Origin of the sequence: Pseudozobellia sp. WGM2, from assembly GCF_017810075.1 — a bacterium.
Taxonomy (GTDB): domain Bacteria; phylum Bacteroidota; class Bacteroidia; order Flavobacteriales; family Flavobacteriaceae; genus JADNYK01.
This window is the reverse complement of sequence record NZ_JADNYK010000001.1, coordinates 600,524-614,900: the sequence shown is the minus strand read 5'-3', so window position 1 is coordinate 614,900 and position 14,377 is coordinate 600,524. Positions and strand designations below refer to the sequence as shown.

General features: G+C 38.7%; 14 protein-coding genes. 5 read left to right on the top strand and 9 right to left on the bottom strand.

All coding sequences use genetic code 11. The annotated features are described in order from the left end of the window. Nucleotides 1–28: 28 nt before the first annotated feature. The 4 genes from IV512_RS02735 to IV512_RS02720 form a co-directional block, all read right to left on the bottom strand. Nucleotides 29–877 carry a hypothetical protein gene (locus IV512_RS02735; protein ID WP_209400368.1) on the bottom strand — a complete coding sequence of 283 codons (849 nt, stop codon included), beginning with the start codon at nucleotides 875–877 and terminating at the stop codon, nucleotides 29–31. A 32-nt stretch (nucleotides 878–909) separates the two neighbouring features. Beyond that, entirely contained in the window at nucleotides 910–1,740 is an 831-nt protein-coding gene (locus tag IV512_RS02730; protein WP_209400366.1) for a DUF2490 domain-containing protein, read from the bottom strand. After that, nucleotides 1,730–3,676, bottom strand: coding sequence for a hypothetical protein (locus IV512_RS02725; RefSeq protein WP_209400364.1), 1,947 nt, complete (start codon nucleotides 3,674–3,676; stop codon nucleotides 1,730–1,732). Before IV512_RS02725 ends, IV512_RS02730 begins: the two co-directional genes overlap by 11 nt. A 111-nt stretch (nucleotides 3,677–3,787) precedes the next feature. Next, nucleotides 3,788–4,729 carry an AraC family transcriptional regulator gene (locus IV512_RS02720; protein ID WP_209400362.1) on the bottom strand — a complete coding sequence of 314 codons (942 nt, stop codon included), beginning with the start codon at nucleotides 4,727–4,729 and terminating at the stop codon, nucleotides 3,788–3,790. Between the two features lie 200 nt (nucleotides 4,730–4,929). Here IV512_RS02720 and IV512_RS02715 point away from each other — a divergent pair, with 200 nt between their 5' ends. The 5 genes from IV512_RS02715 (at nucleotide 4,930) to IV512_RS02695 (ending at nucleotide 9,459) form a co-directional block, all read left to right on the top strand. Next, complete coding sequence (locus tag IV512_RS02715) at nucleotides 4,930–6,453, top strand: aldehyde dehydrogenase family protein (RefSeq protein WP_209400360.1); 1,524 nt, start codon at nucleotides 4,930–4,932, stop codon at nucleotides 6,451–6,453. Nucleotides 6,454–6,456: 3 nt separating this feature from the next. After that, a complete protein-coding gene (locus IV512_RS02710) occupies nucleotides 6,457–6,825 on the top strand; it encodes a DUF779 domain-containing protein (protein WP_209400358.1) in 369 nt (122 codons plus the stop codon). A gap of 164 nt (nucleotides 6,826–6,989) precedes the next feature. Then, nucleotides 6,990–7,568: a TetR/AcrR family transcriptional regulator gene (locus IV512_RS02705; RefSeq protein WP_209400356.1), complete on the top strand. Its 579-nt coding sequence runs from the start codon at nucleotides 6,990–6,992 to the stop codon at nucleotides 7,566–7,568. A 176-nt stretch (nucleotides 7,569–7,744) separates the two neighbouring features. Next, nucleotides 7,745–8,743 (top strand): NADP-dependent oxidoreductase, encoded by a 999-nt coding sequence (locus IV512_RS02700; RefSeq protein WP_209400354.1) that lies wholly within the window; start codon nucleotides 7,745–7,747, stop codon nucleotides 8,741–8,743. Nucleotides 8,744–8,781: 38 nt separating this feature from the next. After that, the gene (locus IV512_RS02695; protein ID WP_209400352.1) at nucleotides 8,782–9,459 is read left to right on the top strand and encodes a type 1 glutamine amidotransferase domain-containing protein; all 678 of its coding nucleotides are present in this window, start codon (nucleotides 8,782–8,784) and stop codon (nucleotides 9,457–9,459) included. A 70-nt stretch (nucleotides 9,460–9,529) separates the two neighbouring features. On the opposite strand, the gene IV512_RS02690 is transcribed toward IV512_RS02695, so the two are convergent. The 5 genes from IV512_RS02690 to IV512_RS02670 all read right to left on the bottom strand — a co-directional run bounded on the left by IV512_RS02690 (nucleotide 9,530) and on the right by IV512_RS02670 (nucleotide 14,304). Then, on the bottom strand, nucleotides 9,530–10,210 hold the full coding sequence (locus IV512_RS02690) for a metal-dependent hydrolase (RefSeq protein ID WP_209400350.1): 681 nt from the start codon (nucleotides 10,208–10,210) through the stop codon (nucleotides 9,530–9,532). A 151-nt stretch (nucleotides 10,211–10,361) separates the two neighbouring features. Further along, nucleotides 10,362–11,753 (bottom strand): NAD-dependent succinate-semialdehyde dehydrogenase, encoded by a 1,392-nt coding sequence (locus IV512_RS02685; RefSeq protein ID WP_209400348.1) that lies wholly within the window; start codon nucleotides 11,751–11,753, stop codon nucleotides 10,362–10,364. Between the two features lie 41 nt (nucleotides 11,754–11,794). Beyond that, nucleotides 11,795–12,913, bottom strand: coding sequence for an alkene reductase (locus tag IV512_RS02680; protein ID WP_209400346.1), 1,119 nt, complete (start codon nucleotides 12,911–12,913; stop codon nucleotides 11,795–11,797). Nucleotides 12,914–13,041: 128 nt separating this feature from the next. Continuing rightward, nucleotides 13,042–13,614, bottom strand: a complete 573-nt coding sequence (locus tag IV512_RS02675) for a DUF4251 domain-containing protein (protein ID WP_209400344.1) — start codon at nucleotides 13,612–13,614, stop codon at nucleotides 13,042–13,044. Nucleotides 13,615–13,677: 63 nt separating this feature from the next. Further along, a complete protein-coding gene (locus IV512_RS02670) occupies nucleotides 13,678–14,304 on the bottom strand; it encodes an SDR family oxidoreductase (protein WP_209400342.1) in 627 nt (208 codons plus the stop codon). Between the last annotated feature and the right edge of the window lie 73 nt (nucleotides 14,305–14,377).

Sequence of the window (14,377 nt, the reverse complement as noted above, 5' to 3'; positions counted from 1 at the left end):
AAATACCTTGAGTTTAACCTAGAACAGACTATTTGTCGTTGATTTCGACAAGCTTATCATCGTTCCATTCGCCCCCAGCAACTAAATCTCCTTGGGAGTCAAAAAATTTACCGGTCCCAGAGCGTTTGTCCTCTTTCCATTGTCCGGCATATTTTTCTCCATTTGGCCAATAATACGTTCCGAAACCACTTCGTTTATCGCTGGCATAAGTGCCAACGTAGTATTCTCCATCAGGCCAATAAAACGTTCCTTCACCTTCACGTTGGTTTTCTCTCCATTGCCCTTCGTAACGACTGCCGCTATCTAAAACTGCAATTCCATATCCGTTAGCTTTACCGTTTTTAACTTGGCCCACATAATGCATGAAATTTCCTTTCTTGCTTTTGAACTTTAGGTATTCGCCGAAAGATTTTTGCTGTAATTGCTTTTTTAAACGTGCCAACTGTACTTTGGTTTTCTCCAAAGAAAAATTTAGCGAATCAAATTTTCGTACTTGCTCGGCAGTAGCGGCCAATGGCTGCAATGTGCTATCTATTTTGGTTTTAATCGTATCTTCTTTAACTCGTGGCGAGTTATACGCTTGCGATAACTTTTCGGCCAGGGCGATACGTAAAGGTATGCCCATTTTATTTTCTTCTTTTACCTTAAGCGAAGTAGCATTATAAGATTGAATTGCGGTATCGTAATTACCTTCGAGCAGCATAGAGTCTATACGCGACAACTGCTCATAATCATTAAGCTTTTCTTCGATTTGGCCTTGTTCGATCTCTACTTCTTGAAGTTGATTTTGTAAGTTATTTACCTTAATGCCAAAAAACAGGGCACCAATGGTGGTAAGCGCTAAGACCAAAAAGAGTACAGATTTTTTAAATTTCATGGTAGTCTGGGTTTTACGTTCTTACATACGAATCAATCGTCAAAATGGATTTCTGGCAACTTGTTTTTCACCCTTCTGAAATCTGGCGAATAATACATGTGAAATCTCATGGTCCAAGATTGTTTGTAATTGCCCCCGTTCACCAAATCTTGACCTTGAGAATACATAAGGCCTCCGGCAACCGTTAATCTTGGTGTTAAAATATACCCCAAAGTAGTGGTAAGCCTTAGGTCTTCCATAGGGCTAGCGACCACAGCTTTACCACTCTGCATGATCAATTCTGCTTCAGGAGAAACATATAAGGTCTTCGGCTTAAGTTTATGGTCGTTCAACGGTATTTTGGCCCTGAACATATAACGCCAACGATTTCTAAAAATATAATCACTGTTTTCTGCAAAACCTTGGGTCCAACGGTGCTCTATTCGTATGCGATGATAGATCATAGCACTATACAGGGGCATGGCAAATTGGTACTGGTGCCAAATACGCCATTCGGGCACAACATTTCTATCAATAGAATCTTCGTCTGTGTTAAAGTTAATACGAACGACCCCACCCAAACTAAAATTGACCTTTTTAGAGTAAATATAGCCTAAGGCATGCCTATTGTATATTTGGGCTATTTGCCCAACAAATGGGGTCTCTTCGGTTTCCTGAAAACGAAAGTGGGTCTGTGCATCCCAAAAAAATCGCTTTCCAACTCGAATTTTACCATATGTATTGACCCATACCTTGGTAGTCGGGTCTTTATATTTCGAGTAAGGTGGTAACTCTATTTTTTCTCCTTCTTGGGCCGTAACATAGTTAGAGATAACCAACACCGAAAGTACGAGCCAAATAAAATCGCCTGTTCTATTTCTCATGCTTACTTTCTTTGGCGGTTGATTGCTCATGTAGCAGTTTTATCACTTCTTCTGCATTTTTTTCACGACGTAATTTTCTTTCTAATTTTTTAGTGTCAACTTCTCGCAACTCTACCATTCGTTTATTGGTATGTTCTATTTGTTCAGCTATTTTTTTGGCTTTCTCACAGCTAACCTCATTCGCAGATTTCAAAAAATACGGTATAAGTATTTCAGAATACGCCGTGGTTATCCGCTTTTTTACATCTTCTTCCATAACGGTGGCCATAAACGGATTCCATACTGAATCTTGATATAGCGCCTTTATTTCAGTAGATTTTTCAGGAAGGTGTCCAAGAAGGTCGGTTAGCTGATGTAAATCGACCAAGCATTTTTTCAAAACATTACCAAAAGCCAATTTTTCTTCCGGATTCTTAAGCGATGCATATTCACTTAAAGAATTATCCGCTAGAGATTTTATCCTTTTTAATGGCGCATTATATTTTGTAGAGAGTTTCGGTAATATCGAGTCAACTTTTGCCACCAAAGAATCGTTCTCGGCAATAAGGTCTTTCTCTAACCCATTCAGGGCCTGTAATCGGGCCTCATTCGTCAAGCGATCCGACAATGATTCTTTGATATCTTTCAAGCTAAGTTTTGCATAGTTGGCCAGTGCTAACAATGTCTTCGTATCGAAACCCTCGAATGAAAAAGTATCGGCTTTGTCAAATACAAATGATTGCGTCGTTTGGTTACTATCTACAACTACTTCGATAGTTTTGTTCGGCTTTCCGTTTGGCCATAACCTTTTAACCAAAGAAGTAAGCTCAAAATATTCTAAAATTTCTTCGTTCTTGTAAATGGAAAAAGTCTCCAGCGGTTTTAGGAAATCTTTTGTAATTCTATTGACAACCTGAAACTTGAACTGAGCGTCTTTGTCAGAGCGTTTGACAATGTTTAAATGACTATTATTTAAAAGAGTATCACTAATTGCCTTTGCCAATAAATAATCTTCCACTATTTCGTTCACCTCAGAAATCTGAGTTGAATCAAGTGGATAATGTGGCACTTTAACCTTAATTTCAGGACTAAAGTTTGAGGGACCTAACTGTTTAAGTATATTATTAATTTTCTGATAATACTTAAAGTTTTGGTTTAACAATTCGGACACTCCATTTTCTAAACCGCTGGCCTTTTCACCAACTGTTGCTTTAATTAATTCTAAATATCCCTGATTGAGATTTACAGTTCTGCTACTACCCAGCTTCTTGTTGAAGACCGGTATTTTAATGGTTACATCATTTTGCCTTAAACTGATTGTCTTTAAAAACCCGTCTTCAAAAATCCAGTTTTCAGTATTCTCAATATCTTCCGACTTGTATGATGACCATTCATCATGAGCTAATCCATTACGTAAAAAACGCCCAACTAGAACGGTACTGTCGTTTTCAATTTGAAAATTCTGCTGTGGTATGCCCCTTTCAAAATTAATAGTGCTCTTGAACAGGTTTTTTTCAACTTCAGATGATTTTATCTGATCTATAGTATAAACCCACTTTCCATTAGGCTTACCATTAATGAGTTCACCCTTGGCATCTTCTTGTCTACCACTGATGAGCACGCGATATTCGTAGCCTACCAGCTTGCTTTCACTCTCTGATTGAAATTCTCCGAACTGAAAATGCCAATTGCCGTTTGGCATGCCATTTTTGAAGTTTCCATCTAAAAGAAAAGAAGTGTCCTCGGTGCTAAGTAAGTTGCCAAGGTTAGAATTCTGTAATTGAAAGGCACCGTCATAGACAGTGTCTTTTAGGTTGATAACGTAGTCAAATGTTCCTTGTCCTGTATAATCACCAACCGTGAGCGGGCCATTATACTGTAGTTTTTCCTGACCATAAGATTGCCACAAAAAACCTAAGGAAACAAAAATGACTAGCCGTTTTTTAAAATGAGTCATCCGGCAAAAAATAAATAATTGGTTTAGTCTTCGTGGTAAGTACGATTACCGATACTTTATGGATGTTTTATGCTACAGTTTTATGACCTACGTAAGCATTCTCCGCTTTTTTTAAGAATTTAATGAGGGGTTTAATGGTTTGGCCAACGGTTGCATAAAATGCTTTTGGTATCTACCAGGGCTGGTGCCTGTAAGGCGTTTGAACATTCTATTGAAGTAAGAACGATTTTTAAACCCGCAAGAAAGAAACACATCGGTAAGGTTGTATTCTTTATTTTCTAAAAGTTTCGTTGCCAGCGCAATACGCTCTTCATTTATAAAATCTATAGGCGATTGACCTAACTCTTGCTTGAAGACCCTGTAAAAATTGCTTTCACTCATATACGCCTTTTCACTGAGTTCTTTTACGGTTAAAGAACGAGCCAAATTCTGCCTTATGTACTCAATTATATAGGCAAAACGGTTGTTTCCAGAAATTTCTTGAGTGTTTTCTACATACATTTTTTTACTATTGGCCTGTAAAATACGTATAATCAATTCTTGTAACATATTTGAGACAAACAGGTCTTTTGAAGGATGATTTTCTGTGTAGAGGTATACAATTCTTTGTATAATTTTATAAAGACCGGCATCGTTGGTAAAATGAAAATTATAGTCCATAAGACTCCACTCGTCTCCCTCTACTTTGCCCATAATCTCATTCATTAATTGCACCACCCGTTCGATTCGTTCTTCACCTATCTCAAGGGCCAGACAACGTGTTGGAGTGTTTTTGCTCGAATCGGGAAAATCAATTGACATAAGCTCATTGCTGGGTAATATCAAGGACTCCCCAGGTAGAAAATCAAATGATTTTTGATTGTTTAGATGCATTACCTTTTTCCCTTGAAGCATGCTCGCCAATACTGGTAACCGAAACTGCAACTGTACCCATTTTGCCTGTGCATGGGTTTCAAATATGTGCATGGCAGAGTCTTGAAGTTCGTAGGTGGTTTGATTTTCGACGATGTTGACCAGCTTACGGGAACTGTAAAAGGAATCAGGTAAATACATAAATGGAATATTATAATATCTCTTCAAACTAACGACAAAATTTAAGACAACACTTGTTTTAACTTAAATTTTTGAGAATATAGCAATATTTAATAGAATGGTTCACTTGATTGATAGAATTGTACTAAAAGTCACTGATTGATTCCTGTACATTGCTGTTCAATAAAAAGTTATTGTTCAACGATTAAATTTCAAATATAATGAGTGATGTAAGTACCACAGAAAAACAAGAACTGGTCATGCCTAGTTTCAAAAACAAGTATGATAATTATATCGGCGGCAAATGGGTGGCCCCGATAAAGGGCCAATACTTTGAGAATATATCTCCCGTTGACGGAAACAGCTTTACAAAAGTAGCTCGATCGACTGATGAAGATGTTAACTTGGCCATTGATGCTGCTTGGAAAGCCGCTCCCTCATGGAACAATAGCTCTGCCACAGAACGTAGCAATATGCTATTAAAGATTGCAGATGTTATTGAAAAAAATCTTGAAACCCTAGCTCGCGCAGAAACTTGGGACAATGGCAAGGCACTAAGGGAAACCCTGGCCGCCGACCTACCTTTGGCAGTTGACCATTTTAGATATTTTGCCGGTGTTATAAGAGCTGAAGAAGGTTCTGTAAGTGAACTGGATTCCACCACCATATCTATGAATATTAAAGAACCTCTTGGTGTTGTAGGCCAGATAATTCCTTGGAATTTTCCTTTGTTAATGGCTACTTGGAAAATAGCTCCTGCCCTAGCTGCTGGAAATTGTGTGGTATTAAAACCTGCGGAACAGACACCGGTAGGCATAATGATATTAATGGAACTTATTGACGGCATTCTACCTGAAGGTGTTCTTAATGTGATTAATGGTTTTGGTGTTGAAGCCGGGAAACCCTTGGCATCGAGCTCTAGAATAAATAAAGTGGCTTTTACGGGTGAAACCACTACGGGGCAATTAATAATGCAATATGCCTCTAAGAACGTAATACCTGTAACTTTGGAATTGGGAGGTAAAAGTCCGAACATATTCTTCGAAAGTATCATGAACGCTGACGATGCATTTTTTGATAAATGTCTTGAGGGCGCGGCGATGTTCGCTTTAAATCAAGGCGAGGTATGCACTTGCCCTTCGCGCATCTTGATTCAAGAGAGTATTTATGATGAATTTATCGAGAGGGTAATAGAACGGGTTAAAGCCATAAAGATGGGACATCCATTAGACCCTGCTACAATGATGGGAGCCCAAGCTTCCAATGACCAATATGAAAAAATATTGAACTATATCGCTATAGGTAAAGATGAAGGCTGCGAAGTTTTAACGGGTGGTGATGCCGCTTATAACGAAGGGCTTGAAGGTGGTTACTATGTTCAGCCTACGTTACTTAAAGGAAATAATAAAATGCGGGTATTTCAAGAAGAAATCTTCGGACCCGTGGCTTGCGTGACAACTTTTAAAGATGAAGAGGAAGCTATTGCCATTGCCAACGATACTCTTTACGGACTTGGAGCCGGGGTATGGACACGTGATACGCATCAAGCATATCAAATCTCTAGAGCCGTCGAAGCAGGGCGTGTTTGGGTAAATTGCTACCACCTTTATCCGGCACATGCACCGTTCGGGGGCTATAAAAAATCGGGCATTGGAAGGGAAAACCATAAAATGATGCTCGACCATTACAGGCAAAATAAGAACATGTTGATTTCCCATGACAAGAATGCCTTAGGTTTCTTTTAATTTATGGTAGCGCGTATACTTGTAACCGATAAAGCTCGAGAGGTAATCAAGGGCTTAAAAAAGCAACATGGCCCCCTGATTTTTTATCAAAGCGGCGGTTGTTGTGATGGTTCTGCACCAATGTGCTATCCCGACGGGGAACTCATGCTGAACGAAAGTGATGTGAAATTAGGCAGTATAGAAGAATGTAATTTTTATATGTCTAAAGATCAATTTACCTATTGGAAGCATACTCAACTTCAGGTTGATATTGTGGAAGGCAGAGGTGCTAGTTTTTCTTTAGAAATACCTCTAGGTATTCGATTTATAATCAAGTCGAGAATCTTCAATGAAAAAGAGCTTGACGAACTGGCTTCTTTAAAAGACGCTTAATTAATCATAGCATTGTTTATAAGCCCACAAAGCAGATATTGTGGGCTTATACTATGCTTAATGTACTATCAAATGCCCCCCTATCCCCATAGAAAATCTAAACCTTTGTTAAAAAATGAATGTTCATTCTTTTTTATTATATCTTTGTATCCACAATAAGAGATATGGCAAAACTTCAGAAAAGTATCGATAAACGTAATGCCCTGGTTGGCGCAACCATCGAGCTTGTAAACAACAATGGTTTTCACGCAGCACCAATGTCGAAAATAGCGAAAATGGCCAATGTATCACCGGCAACTATCTACCTCTACTTTGAAAACAAGCAAGATTTAGTCAACAAAGTTTATCTAGAAGTCAAATCATCATTTACAGATTATGCGTTCAAAACTTATACCGATGATATGTCTGTAAAAGATGGTTTTGAACTTATTTGGAAACGCATTGCCGATTTCAAATTAAAAGAACGTGAGGAAGCCATGTTCTTGGCACAATGTGACAACACTCCTATGATAGATGAGCCGAGCAGAAATGAAGGCATAAAACATTTGCAGCCCCTACTGGAACTTTGGGAACGTGGCAAGAAAGAGGGAGTCATTAAAAAATTCTCGAATTACATTTTATATGCCTATACCATCAATCCTCTCTCATTTTTAATGTTGATGCAGAACAGGGGCGTATTCCAGCTTACTGAAAATCACATACAGGAGGCCTATAAATCGGCCTGGAACAGTATTAAAGTATAAGTACAACTGAAAATTATAATCAATAATATAACAAATAGTTACTGAATAAATTAAACTATAGAAATGCTACCAAGACAAATAGGCTAAAGAGATAAAGATTTGACTGTTGCACGGTCAGCTTATAGTAAAAAAAGTACCGAAAAGTTATTTTCGGTTGTAGATTAAAAATTGAAATTATGATTGAGACAATTTTATTAAAAAAGAGACCTGTAGGTGAACCTACATTAGACAATTTCGAGTTTGAAAAAGAAACAGATACACCTGCCCCTTCTGAGGGTGAGTTGTTACTTGAAACCAAATATGTTTCAGTAGACCCTTATATACGCGGTAGAATGAGTGCGGCTAAATCTTACGTGGCGCCCTATGAAGTTGGTCAACCTCTTAGCTCTGGAGTTGTGGCCAAAGTTTTGGTTTCCAAAAACGACAATTTTGAAGAAGGTGAGTTTGTTTCGGGTTTATTGGAATGGAAGTCGCAACAGGTGAATAACGGAGAGGGCCTTCAAAAAGTTTCTGAAGATAAAGCACCCTTAAGTGCATACTTGGGTATTGTAGGTATGACGGGCCTAACTGCTTTCTTGGGCCTACATGAAATCGGAAAGCCTAAAAAAGGGGAAACTTTGGTCGTATCAGGTGCTGCCGGAGCGGTAGGAAGTGTAGTTGGTCAAATCGGTAAAATATTGGGCCTCAATGTTATCGGTATTGCCGGTAGCGATGAGAAAACGGAGATGCTTACCTCTGAATTCGGATTTGATCATGCCATTAATTATAAAACCACTGAAGACATGAAAGCTGCCATTGAAGAAGCAGCGCCTAATGGAGTCGATATTTACTTTGATAATGTAGGAGGACCCATTTCTGATGCGGTATTGTACAGTATCAATAGATTTGCACGCATTATTATCTGTGGAGCTATCTCTGTTTATAATAAAACGGAAACACCAAAGGGTCTTGCCGTGCAACCATTTTTGGTAAAGAACAGTGCCTTGATGCAAGGGTTTATAGTTTCGAACTATGCAGAAAAATTTCCGGAAGCTATAAATCAATTGGCTTCTTGGCTTCAAGATGGAAAATTAAAATACAAAGAAACAATCGTCGAAGGTTTTGAAAACACTCCACAAGCCTTCTTAGATTTAATGAACGGAAAAAATAAAGGTAAGATGATAGTTAAGGCTTAAGAACCGATATACTATCTTAATTTTTAAAAATTGGAATTATGAAAATATTATTTGTTTTAACATCACACGATAAACTCGGAGAAACGGGCAAGAAAACCGGATTTTGGGTAGAAGAATTTGCCAATCCGTATTATACCTTATTGGATAAAGGAGCGAAAATTACGATTGCTACCCCTAAGGGGGGTGCGGCACCCATTGATCCAAGCAGTGATTCACCTGATGCCAGCACGGAAGATACCGAGCGATTTAATACGGACAGCGTTGCCCAAGAATTGATTGCCAATACACAAAAATTGGCCGATATCAATTCTGATGATTACGATGCGGTGTTCTATCCTGGTGGTCACGGCCCATTATGGGATTTGGCCAATGATTCTGTTTCTATAGAGTTGATAGAGGCCTTCAATAAACAAGAAAAACCGATTGCTTTTGTTTGTCATGCACCTGCTGCCTTAAAAAAGGTCAAAAAGCAAGATGGTACACCTTTGGTAAGCGGTAAGAAAGTTACGGGCTTCACCAATACTGAAGAAGATGCAGTGCAACTTACAGACGTAGTGCCCTTCTTGGTAGAAGATATGCTGAAAGAAAACGGAGGTACATACTCCAAAGCTGCAGATTGGGCTCCCTATGCTATTAAAGATGGTAATCTGATTACGGGCCAAAACCCTGCTTCATCAGAATTGGTCGCTGAAAAACTTTTAGCTTCTTTAAACTAGTATCTCATTGAGTAAGTATAAAAGAGCCTGAAACAGTTGTTTCAGGCTCTTTTAGTATATAATAGTTTGGTTAAACGTTTATTGAATGGCCCACATCTAAAAGAATAAGTTCTTTTCCGGCTTTATTAAATTTTGCCTTAGCTTCTTCATGGTCAATTTTGGTGAAGGGCAAAGCATCGTAATGAACGCCTAAAACACGATTGCATTCGACAAAATCACTCGCAATAATAGCATCGTCTACCCCCATGGTTACAACATCTCCAACAGGCAAAATGGCCAAATCAATTTTGGTTTGCATGGGAATCAATTTCATATCCATAGTCAGGGCGGTATCACCAGATATATAGATGCTTTTCTCTTCGGCGGTTATAACAAAACCACCGGGATTTCCGCCATAACTACCATCGGGAAAACTGCTCGTATGTATCGCATTTACATATTTGACCCTGCCAAACTCGAAATCTCGTACTCCGCCATGATTCATTGGCATAGCTTCCAGACCTTTTTCAGCATAATGGTTGTAAATCTCAAAATTACTTACGATGGTAGCACCCGTGTTCTTTGCAATAGCCTCTGCATCTAAGGTATGGTCAAAATGAGCGTGGGTTAGAAATATATAATCCGCTTTGAGTTGCATGATATCGACCTTGTCTTTTGAAAGCTCATTTTGGGTAATAAACGGGTCGATTAAAATATTAAAGCTTCCTATCTCTATGGACAATGTATTCTGCCCGTAATGTGTAATTTTCATTTCCTTAATTTTAAAATTGTTTGAAAATACTAATGGAAATGCATTTTTCCAATAGCATTTCACGTATAAGACAATATGGTAAAGAGAAAGGTCAAAAGTTCATTTCGAAAATCCCTTTTGACCTCTTTCATTTAATATTAAATATCAGTACTTACATATTTACTTTCATGATAGACTTTACGTTTACAAATTCCCGTATTCCAAAGCCACCGTGTTCACGGCCATATCCTGAATTTTTTACTCCGCCAAATGGCATATTAGGCTGGGCCAGTCCGAAAGAATTGATAAATACCATTCCCGTATCAAAATACTTCTTTGCCAAATCGAAAGCTTTCTCCTCATCCTTGGAAAAAATTCCTCCACCTAGCCCAAAGCGACTATCGTTGGCAATTCTAAGGGCATCTTTGTTATCTTTTGCCCGAATTAGAGAAGCCACAGGGCCGAATAGCTCATCATCATAAGCCGGCTGACCAGGTTCAAGGTTCTCTAAAATAGTTGCGGGATAATAGAACCCTTTACCCTCGGGCATTTTGCCACCTAGCAATACATTGGCACCTTTGTGAACACTTTGTTGTACCTGTTCATGTAAGGTCTCACGCAAATCTTCTCGAGCCATAGGTCCTAAGTCAGAGTCTTCAATTGTAGGGTCACCAAGTTTTACCTCTTTCATCGCCTTTACAAAAGCATCGCGAAATTCATCGTAAACCTTATCAGCTACTACAAAACGCTTTGCAGCAACACAGGTCTCACCATTATTATAGATTCGGCCTTGTACACTGGTTTTGGCCGCCAATTCTATATCGGCATCATCAAATACCAGATAGGCATCGTTACTACCCAACTCTAGCACCGTCTTTTTAAGCTCTGCACCAGCTTTTTCAGCAATAATTTTCCCTGCATCTGGGCTTCCTGTAAGTGTTACGCCCCGAACCAATTCGTGTTCAATTATTTTGTCTGACTGCTCATGCTCGATTAATAGCACGGTAAACAAATCTTTGGGTAACCCTGCTGCCTCATATATTTCTTTTAATAAAAGCGCTGATCCGGTTACACCACTTGAATGCTTTAAAAGAACCCCGTTACCTGCCATTAAATTGGCAATGGAATAACGAACGGCTTGATATGCCGGAAAATTCCAGGGCTGAATACCGTATACGATACCTATTGGAGAATAGGTAATTAGGCCCTTGCCCCCGTTCGGCAATTCTCTTTCTTCATCTTGTAGTTCTTTGATGCCCTGAGTAGCGGTATAATCGCAAATAGCACTGCAAAGGTCTATTTCCTGTCCGCTTTGTTTCAATACTTTACCCATTTCTTGGGTCATAAGGCTAACGAACTTTTCTTTGTTTTTTTTCAGTTCTTCACCGATCGCTTTAATCACCTTCGCACGCTCATCAAGCGATTTTAAGCGCCATTCTTTAAATGCTTTGTGACACTTTTCAACTGCACCGATAGCTTCATCGGTAGTCATATATTCATATTCCTTGATTTCCTCGCCCGTCGCCGGGTTTATTGTAGAAAATCCGTTTACTAAAGTTTCCATATTCAATTCAAATTTTTTTAGATTAAAATTATATTCCTGGCTTATTGGTTGGGGATCAGTTCTCTTGTTTTTGCCTCATAGTCAAGGTAGCCTTCCTTTCCTGGGGTATAAAATGTGCTTTCATCCCAATCGGAGGTTTCAACACCTTCCTTAAAACGACCTACTAAATCAGGATTGGAGATAAAAAGTTTTGCAAAAGCCACTAAATCGGCATTACCTTCTTCCAAAACTTGATTTGCCTTTTCTTGGTCAAATCCGCTATTGATCATTAAGGTTCCGCTATATTTTGGTCGGTAGCGTTTGGCAATATGCTGCTCTGCAAATTCGATATCTGAAACATCATTGAAGGGTTCGGACAGATGGATGTATGCCAAATCATATTCCTTATCCAATTTTTCAATTATGTAGTCAAATGTTGGTATGGTTTCTTCATCCATGGTCATTCCGAAAATATTATGGAGTGAAGGATTGAAACGTGCACCAATTTGATTTTGTGGTAACACCTCTTTGATGGCGTCTAGTACCTCGAAGAAAAATCGAGTTCTATTTTCAATGCTTCCACCATATTGATCTTCTCTAATATTACTTGTACCATTGAAGAACTGATGAAATAGATATCCGTTCGACGAATGTATTTCAATACCATCGAAACCGGCAGCTATTGCATTTTTGGCGGCTTGCACAAACTCGTTCTTTGTAGTTTCAATATCTTCCAATGTCATTGCTTTCGGAGTAACGGTTTTTTTACTGCCTTCAGGTGTGAAGACATCAGTTTCGGGGTTTAATGCAGAAGGCGCCCACGGCAATTCACCGTTATGAAAATCTGGATGGGAAATTCTCCCCACATGCCATAATTGTGCAAATATTCTTCCTCCCGCTTCGTGAACCGATTGTGTAACTTTCTTCCAGCCATCTACTTGTGGTTGAGAATGGATGCCAGGGGTGTTTATATAACCGACAGCTCTTTTCGACACCTGCGTTCCTTCGCTAATTATAAGCCCAGCAGTGGCCCGTTGCGTGTAATATGGTACATGCAATTCTTCAGTTGGTGCATTTTGCTCGTTATCTGCGCGACTTCGCGTCATAGGTGCCATGATTACGCGATTCGGCAATTCAATATTACCTAGGGTATAAGGTTTTAATATATGTTGTACTTTCATTTTTTTACTTTTATAATTATTATGATAAAATTGTCAGTGCCTTGTGAAGTTAAGTAAGGTACATACCTTTAAAGACCGCAATCAAAACTGATTTTAGCTTTTTTGTAAATCGATATGTAAAGAGATGGTTATTCTGCGGGAAGCGGTTTTATTATACCACCATACCTGATTGGAAATCTTTGAGAGCTCGTTACTTGAACAGAAGCTGAACCACTTTTAAAAACTGAGATATAGACCTGAAAACTTTCAATCTTATTCCTGATTTTAAAGTTAAATTCATATCTACCCCTCTTGGAATCTTTAGTTTCTTCCCAACTGTCGGCAATTCCTTTGAATTTAATTCCAGAGTCCTCATTATTGTATCCACCACCTATTTGTCGTTCGCCAAAATAAGGAAGGTCTGCAGAGACACTATCTTTCGTGACCTTTAAAAAGCTTCCATTGCCTGAAATATTAATTTGGCTTCCTGACGTACCAGGCGGAAAAAGATTTGAATTCACGACGCTTTGCATGCTACTAGTCATCATCGGTAATGCCTTGTCTGCATTAAAAATGAAATTTTTAGCATCTATTAAACTATCAACACCACTAATAGAATTGCTTTTAGCGGCTGATTTTAAAGAAGAGCCACAGTTAGAGCATAGCACAATTAAAAATAGTGCTATGCCATGAACTAAATATTGCTGACTCCTGTGCTTCATTAGTAAAAGATACTAAAAATTAATCTGCTGGCTTTTCAAATGGAAACCCGCAAAAAATCCAAATTATGCCTGCTCTAAAGCCTCACCGATTAATATTTCTCCTGAAATAATTTCAAAAGTTGAGTCAATTGCGGTATCGTCATGCAAAGCTCTTACCAACGTTTGTGCGACGTCACTTCTAGGTATTTCTCCTCTCTTATCAAGACTTTGGGCCAGTTCTATTTTACCATTGCCCGACTCATTATTAAGCGTGCCCGGTCTTACAATGGCATAGGCCAACCCTGACTCCTTAAGATATTCATCAGCGTTGTGTTTTGCTTTTAAATAGTCTTGAAGCTGATTCGACTCCTCAGGGTTTTCCGCACCTAATGAACTGAGCATTACAAATTTTTTAATGTCGGCTTTTTTCGAAGCGTCAATCAATCTCTTTGCACCTTCTTGGTCGACTGCAACCACATTCTTACCCCCTGAGCCTGCGGCAAAAACAACCTTGTCTATATTTTGTACCGCATGATCAAGATTTTCTTCTAGATCGGCCAATACCGTTTCAATACCTTTACTCTTAAAACGCTCGACCTGATTTTCATTTCTTACCATTGCGACAGGAATGAAATATTGAGATTCATTTACTAAATCAACGACTTTCTGACCTGTTGTACCGTGTGCACCGGCTATTAATATCTTTTCCATCTTATGTATTTTATGTTTTGTACAAAAGTATTGAGATTGAATACGTACTTCTGATGCAGAAAAACTAATTATT

Coding starts and splice junctions, on each gene's coding strand:
- IV512_RS02720 (WP_209400362.1), bottom strand. CDS start 4,729: ATGTATTTACCTGATTCCTTTTACAGTTCCCGTAAGCTGGTCAACATC.
- IV512_RS02670 (WP_209400342.1), bottom strand. CDS start 14,304: ATGGAAAAGATATTAATAGCCGGTGCACACGGTACAACAGGTCAGAAA.
- IV512_RS02725 (WP_209400364.1), bottom strand. CDS start 3,676: ATGACTCATTTTAAAAAACGGCTAGTCATTTTTGTTTCCTTAGGTTTT.
- IV512_RS02680 (WP_209400346.1), bottom strand. CDS start 12,913: ATGAAAGTACAACATATATTAAAACCTTATACCCTAGGTAATATTGAA.
- IV512_RS02705 (WP_209400356.1), top strand. CDS start 6,990: ATGGCAAAACTTCAGAAAAGTATCGATAAACGTAATGCCCTGGTTGGC.
- IV512_RS02690 (WP_209400350.1), bottom strand. CDS start 10,210: ATGAAAATTACACATTACGGGCAGAATACATTGTCCATAGAGATAGGA.
- IV512_RS02710 (WP_209400358.1), top strand. CDS start 6,457: ATGGTAGCGCGTATACTTGTAACCGATAAAGCTCGAGAGGTAATCAAG.
- IV512_RS02715 (WP_209400360.1), top strand. CDS start 4,930: ATGAGTGATGTAAGTACCACAGAAAAACAAGAACTGGTCATGCCTAGT.
- IV512_RS02735 (WP_209400368.1), bottom strand. CDS start 877: ATGAAATTTAAAAAATCTGTACTCTTTTTGGTCTTAGCGCTTACCACC.
- IV512_RS02730 (WP_209400366.1), bottom strand. CDS start 1,740: ATGAGAAATAGAACAGGCGATTTTATTTGGCTCGTACTTTCGGTGTTG.
- IV512_RS02675 (WP_209400344.1), bottom strand. CDS start 13,614: ATGAAGCACAGGAGTCAGCAATATTTAGTTCATGGCATAGCACTATTT.
- IV512_RS02685 (WP_209400348.1), bottom strand. CDS start 11,753: ATGGAAACTTTAGTAAACGGATTTTCTACAATAAACCCGGCGACGGGC.
- IV512_RS02695 (WP_209400352.1), top strand. CDS start 8,782: ATGAAAATATTATTTGTTTTAACATCACACGATAAACTCGGAGAAACG.
- IV512_RS02700 (WP_209400354.1), top strand. CDS start 7,745: ATGATTGAGACAATTTTATTAAAAAAGAGACCTGTAGGTGAACCTACA.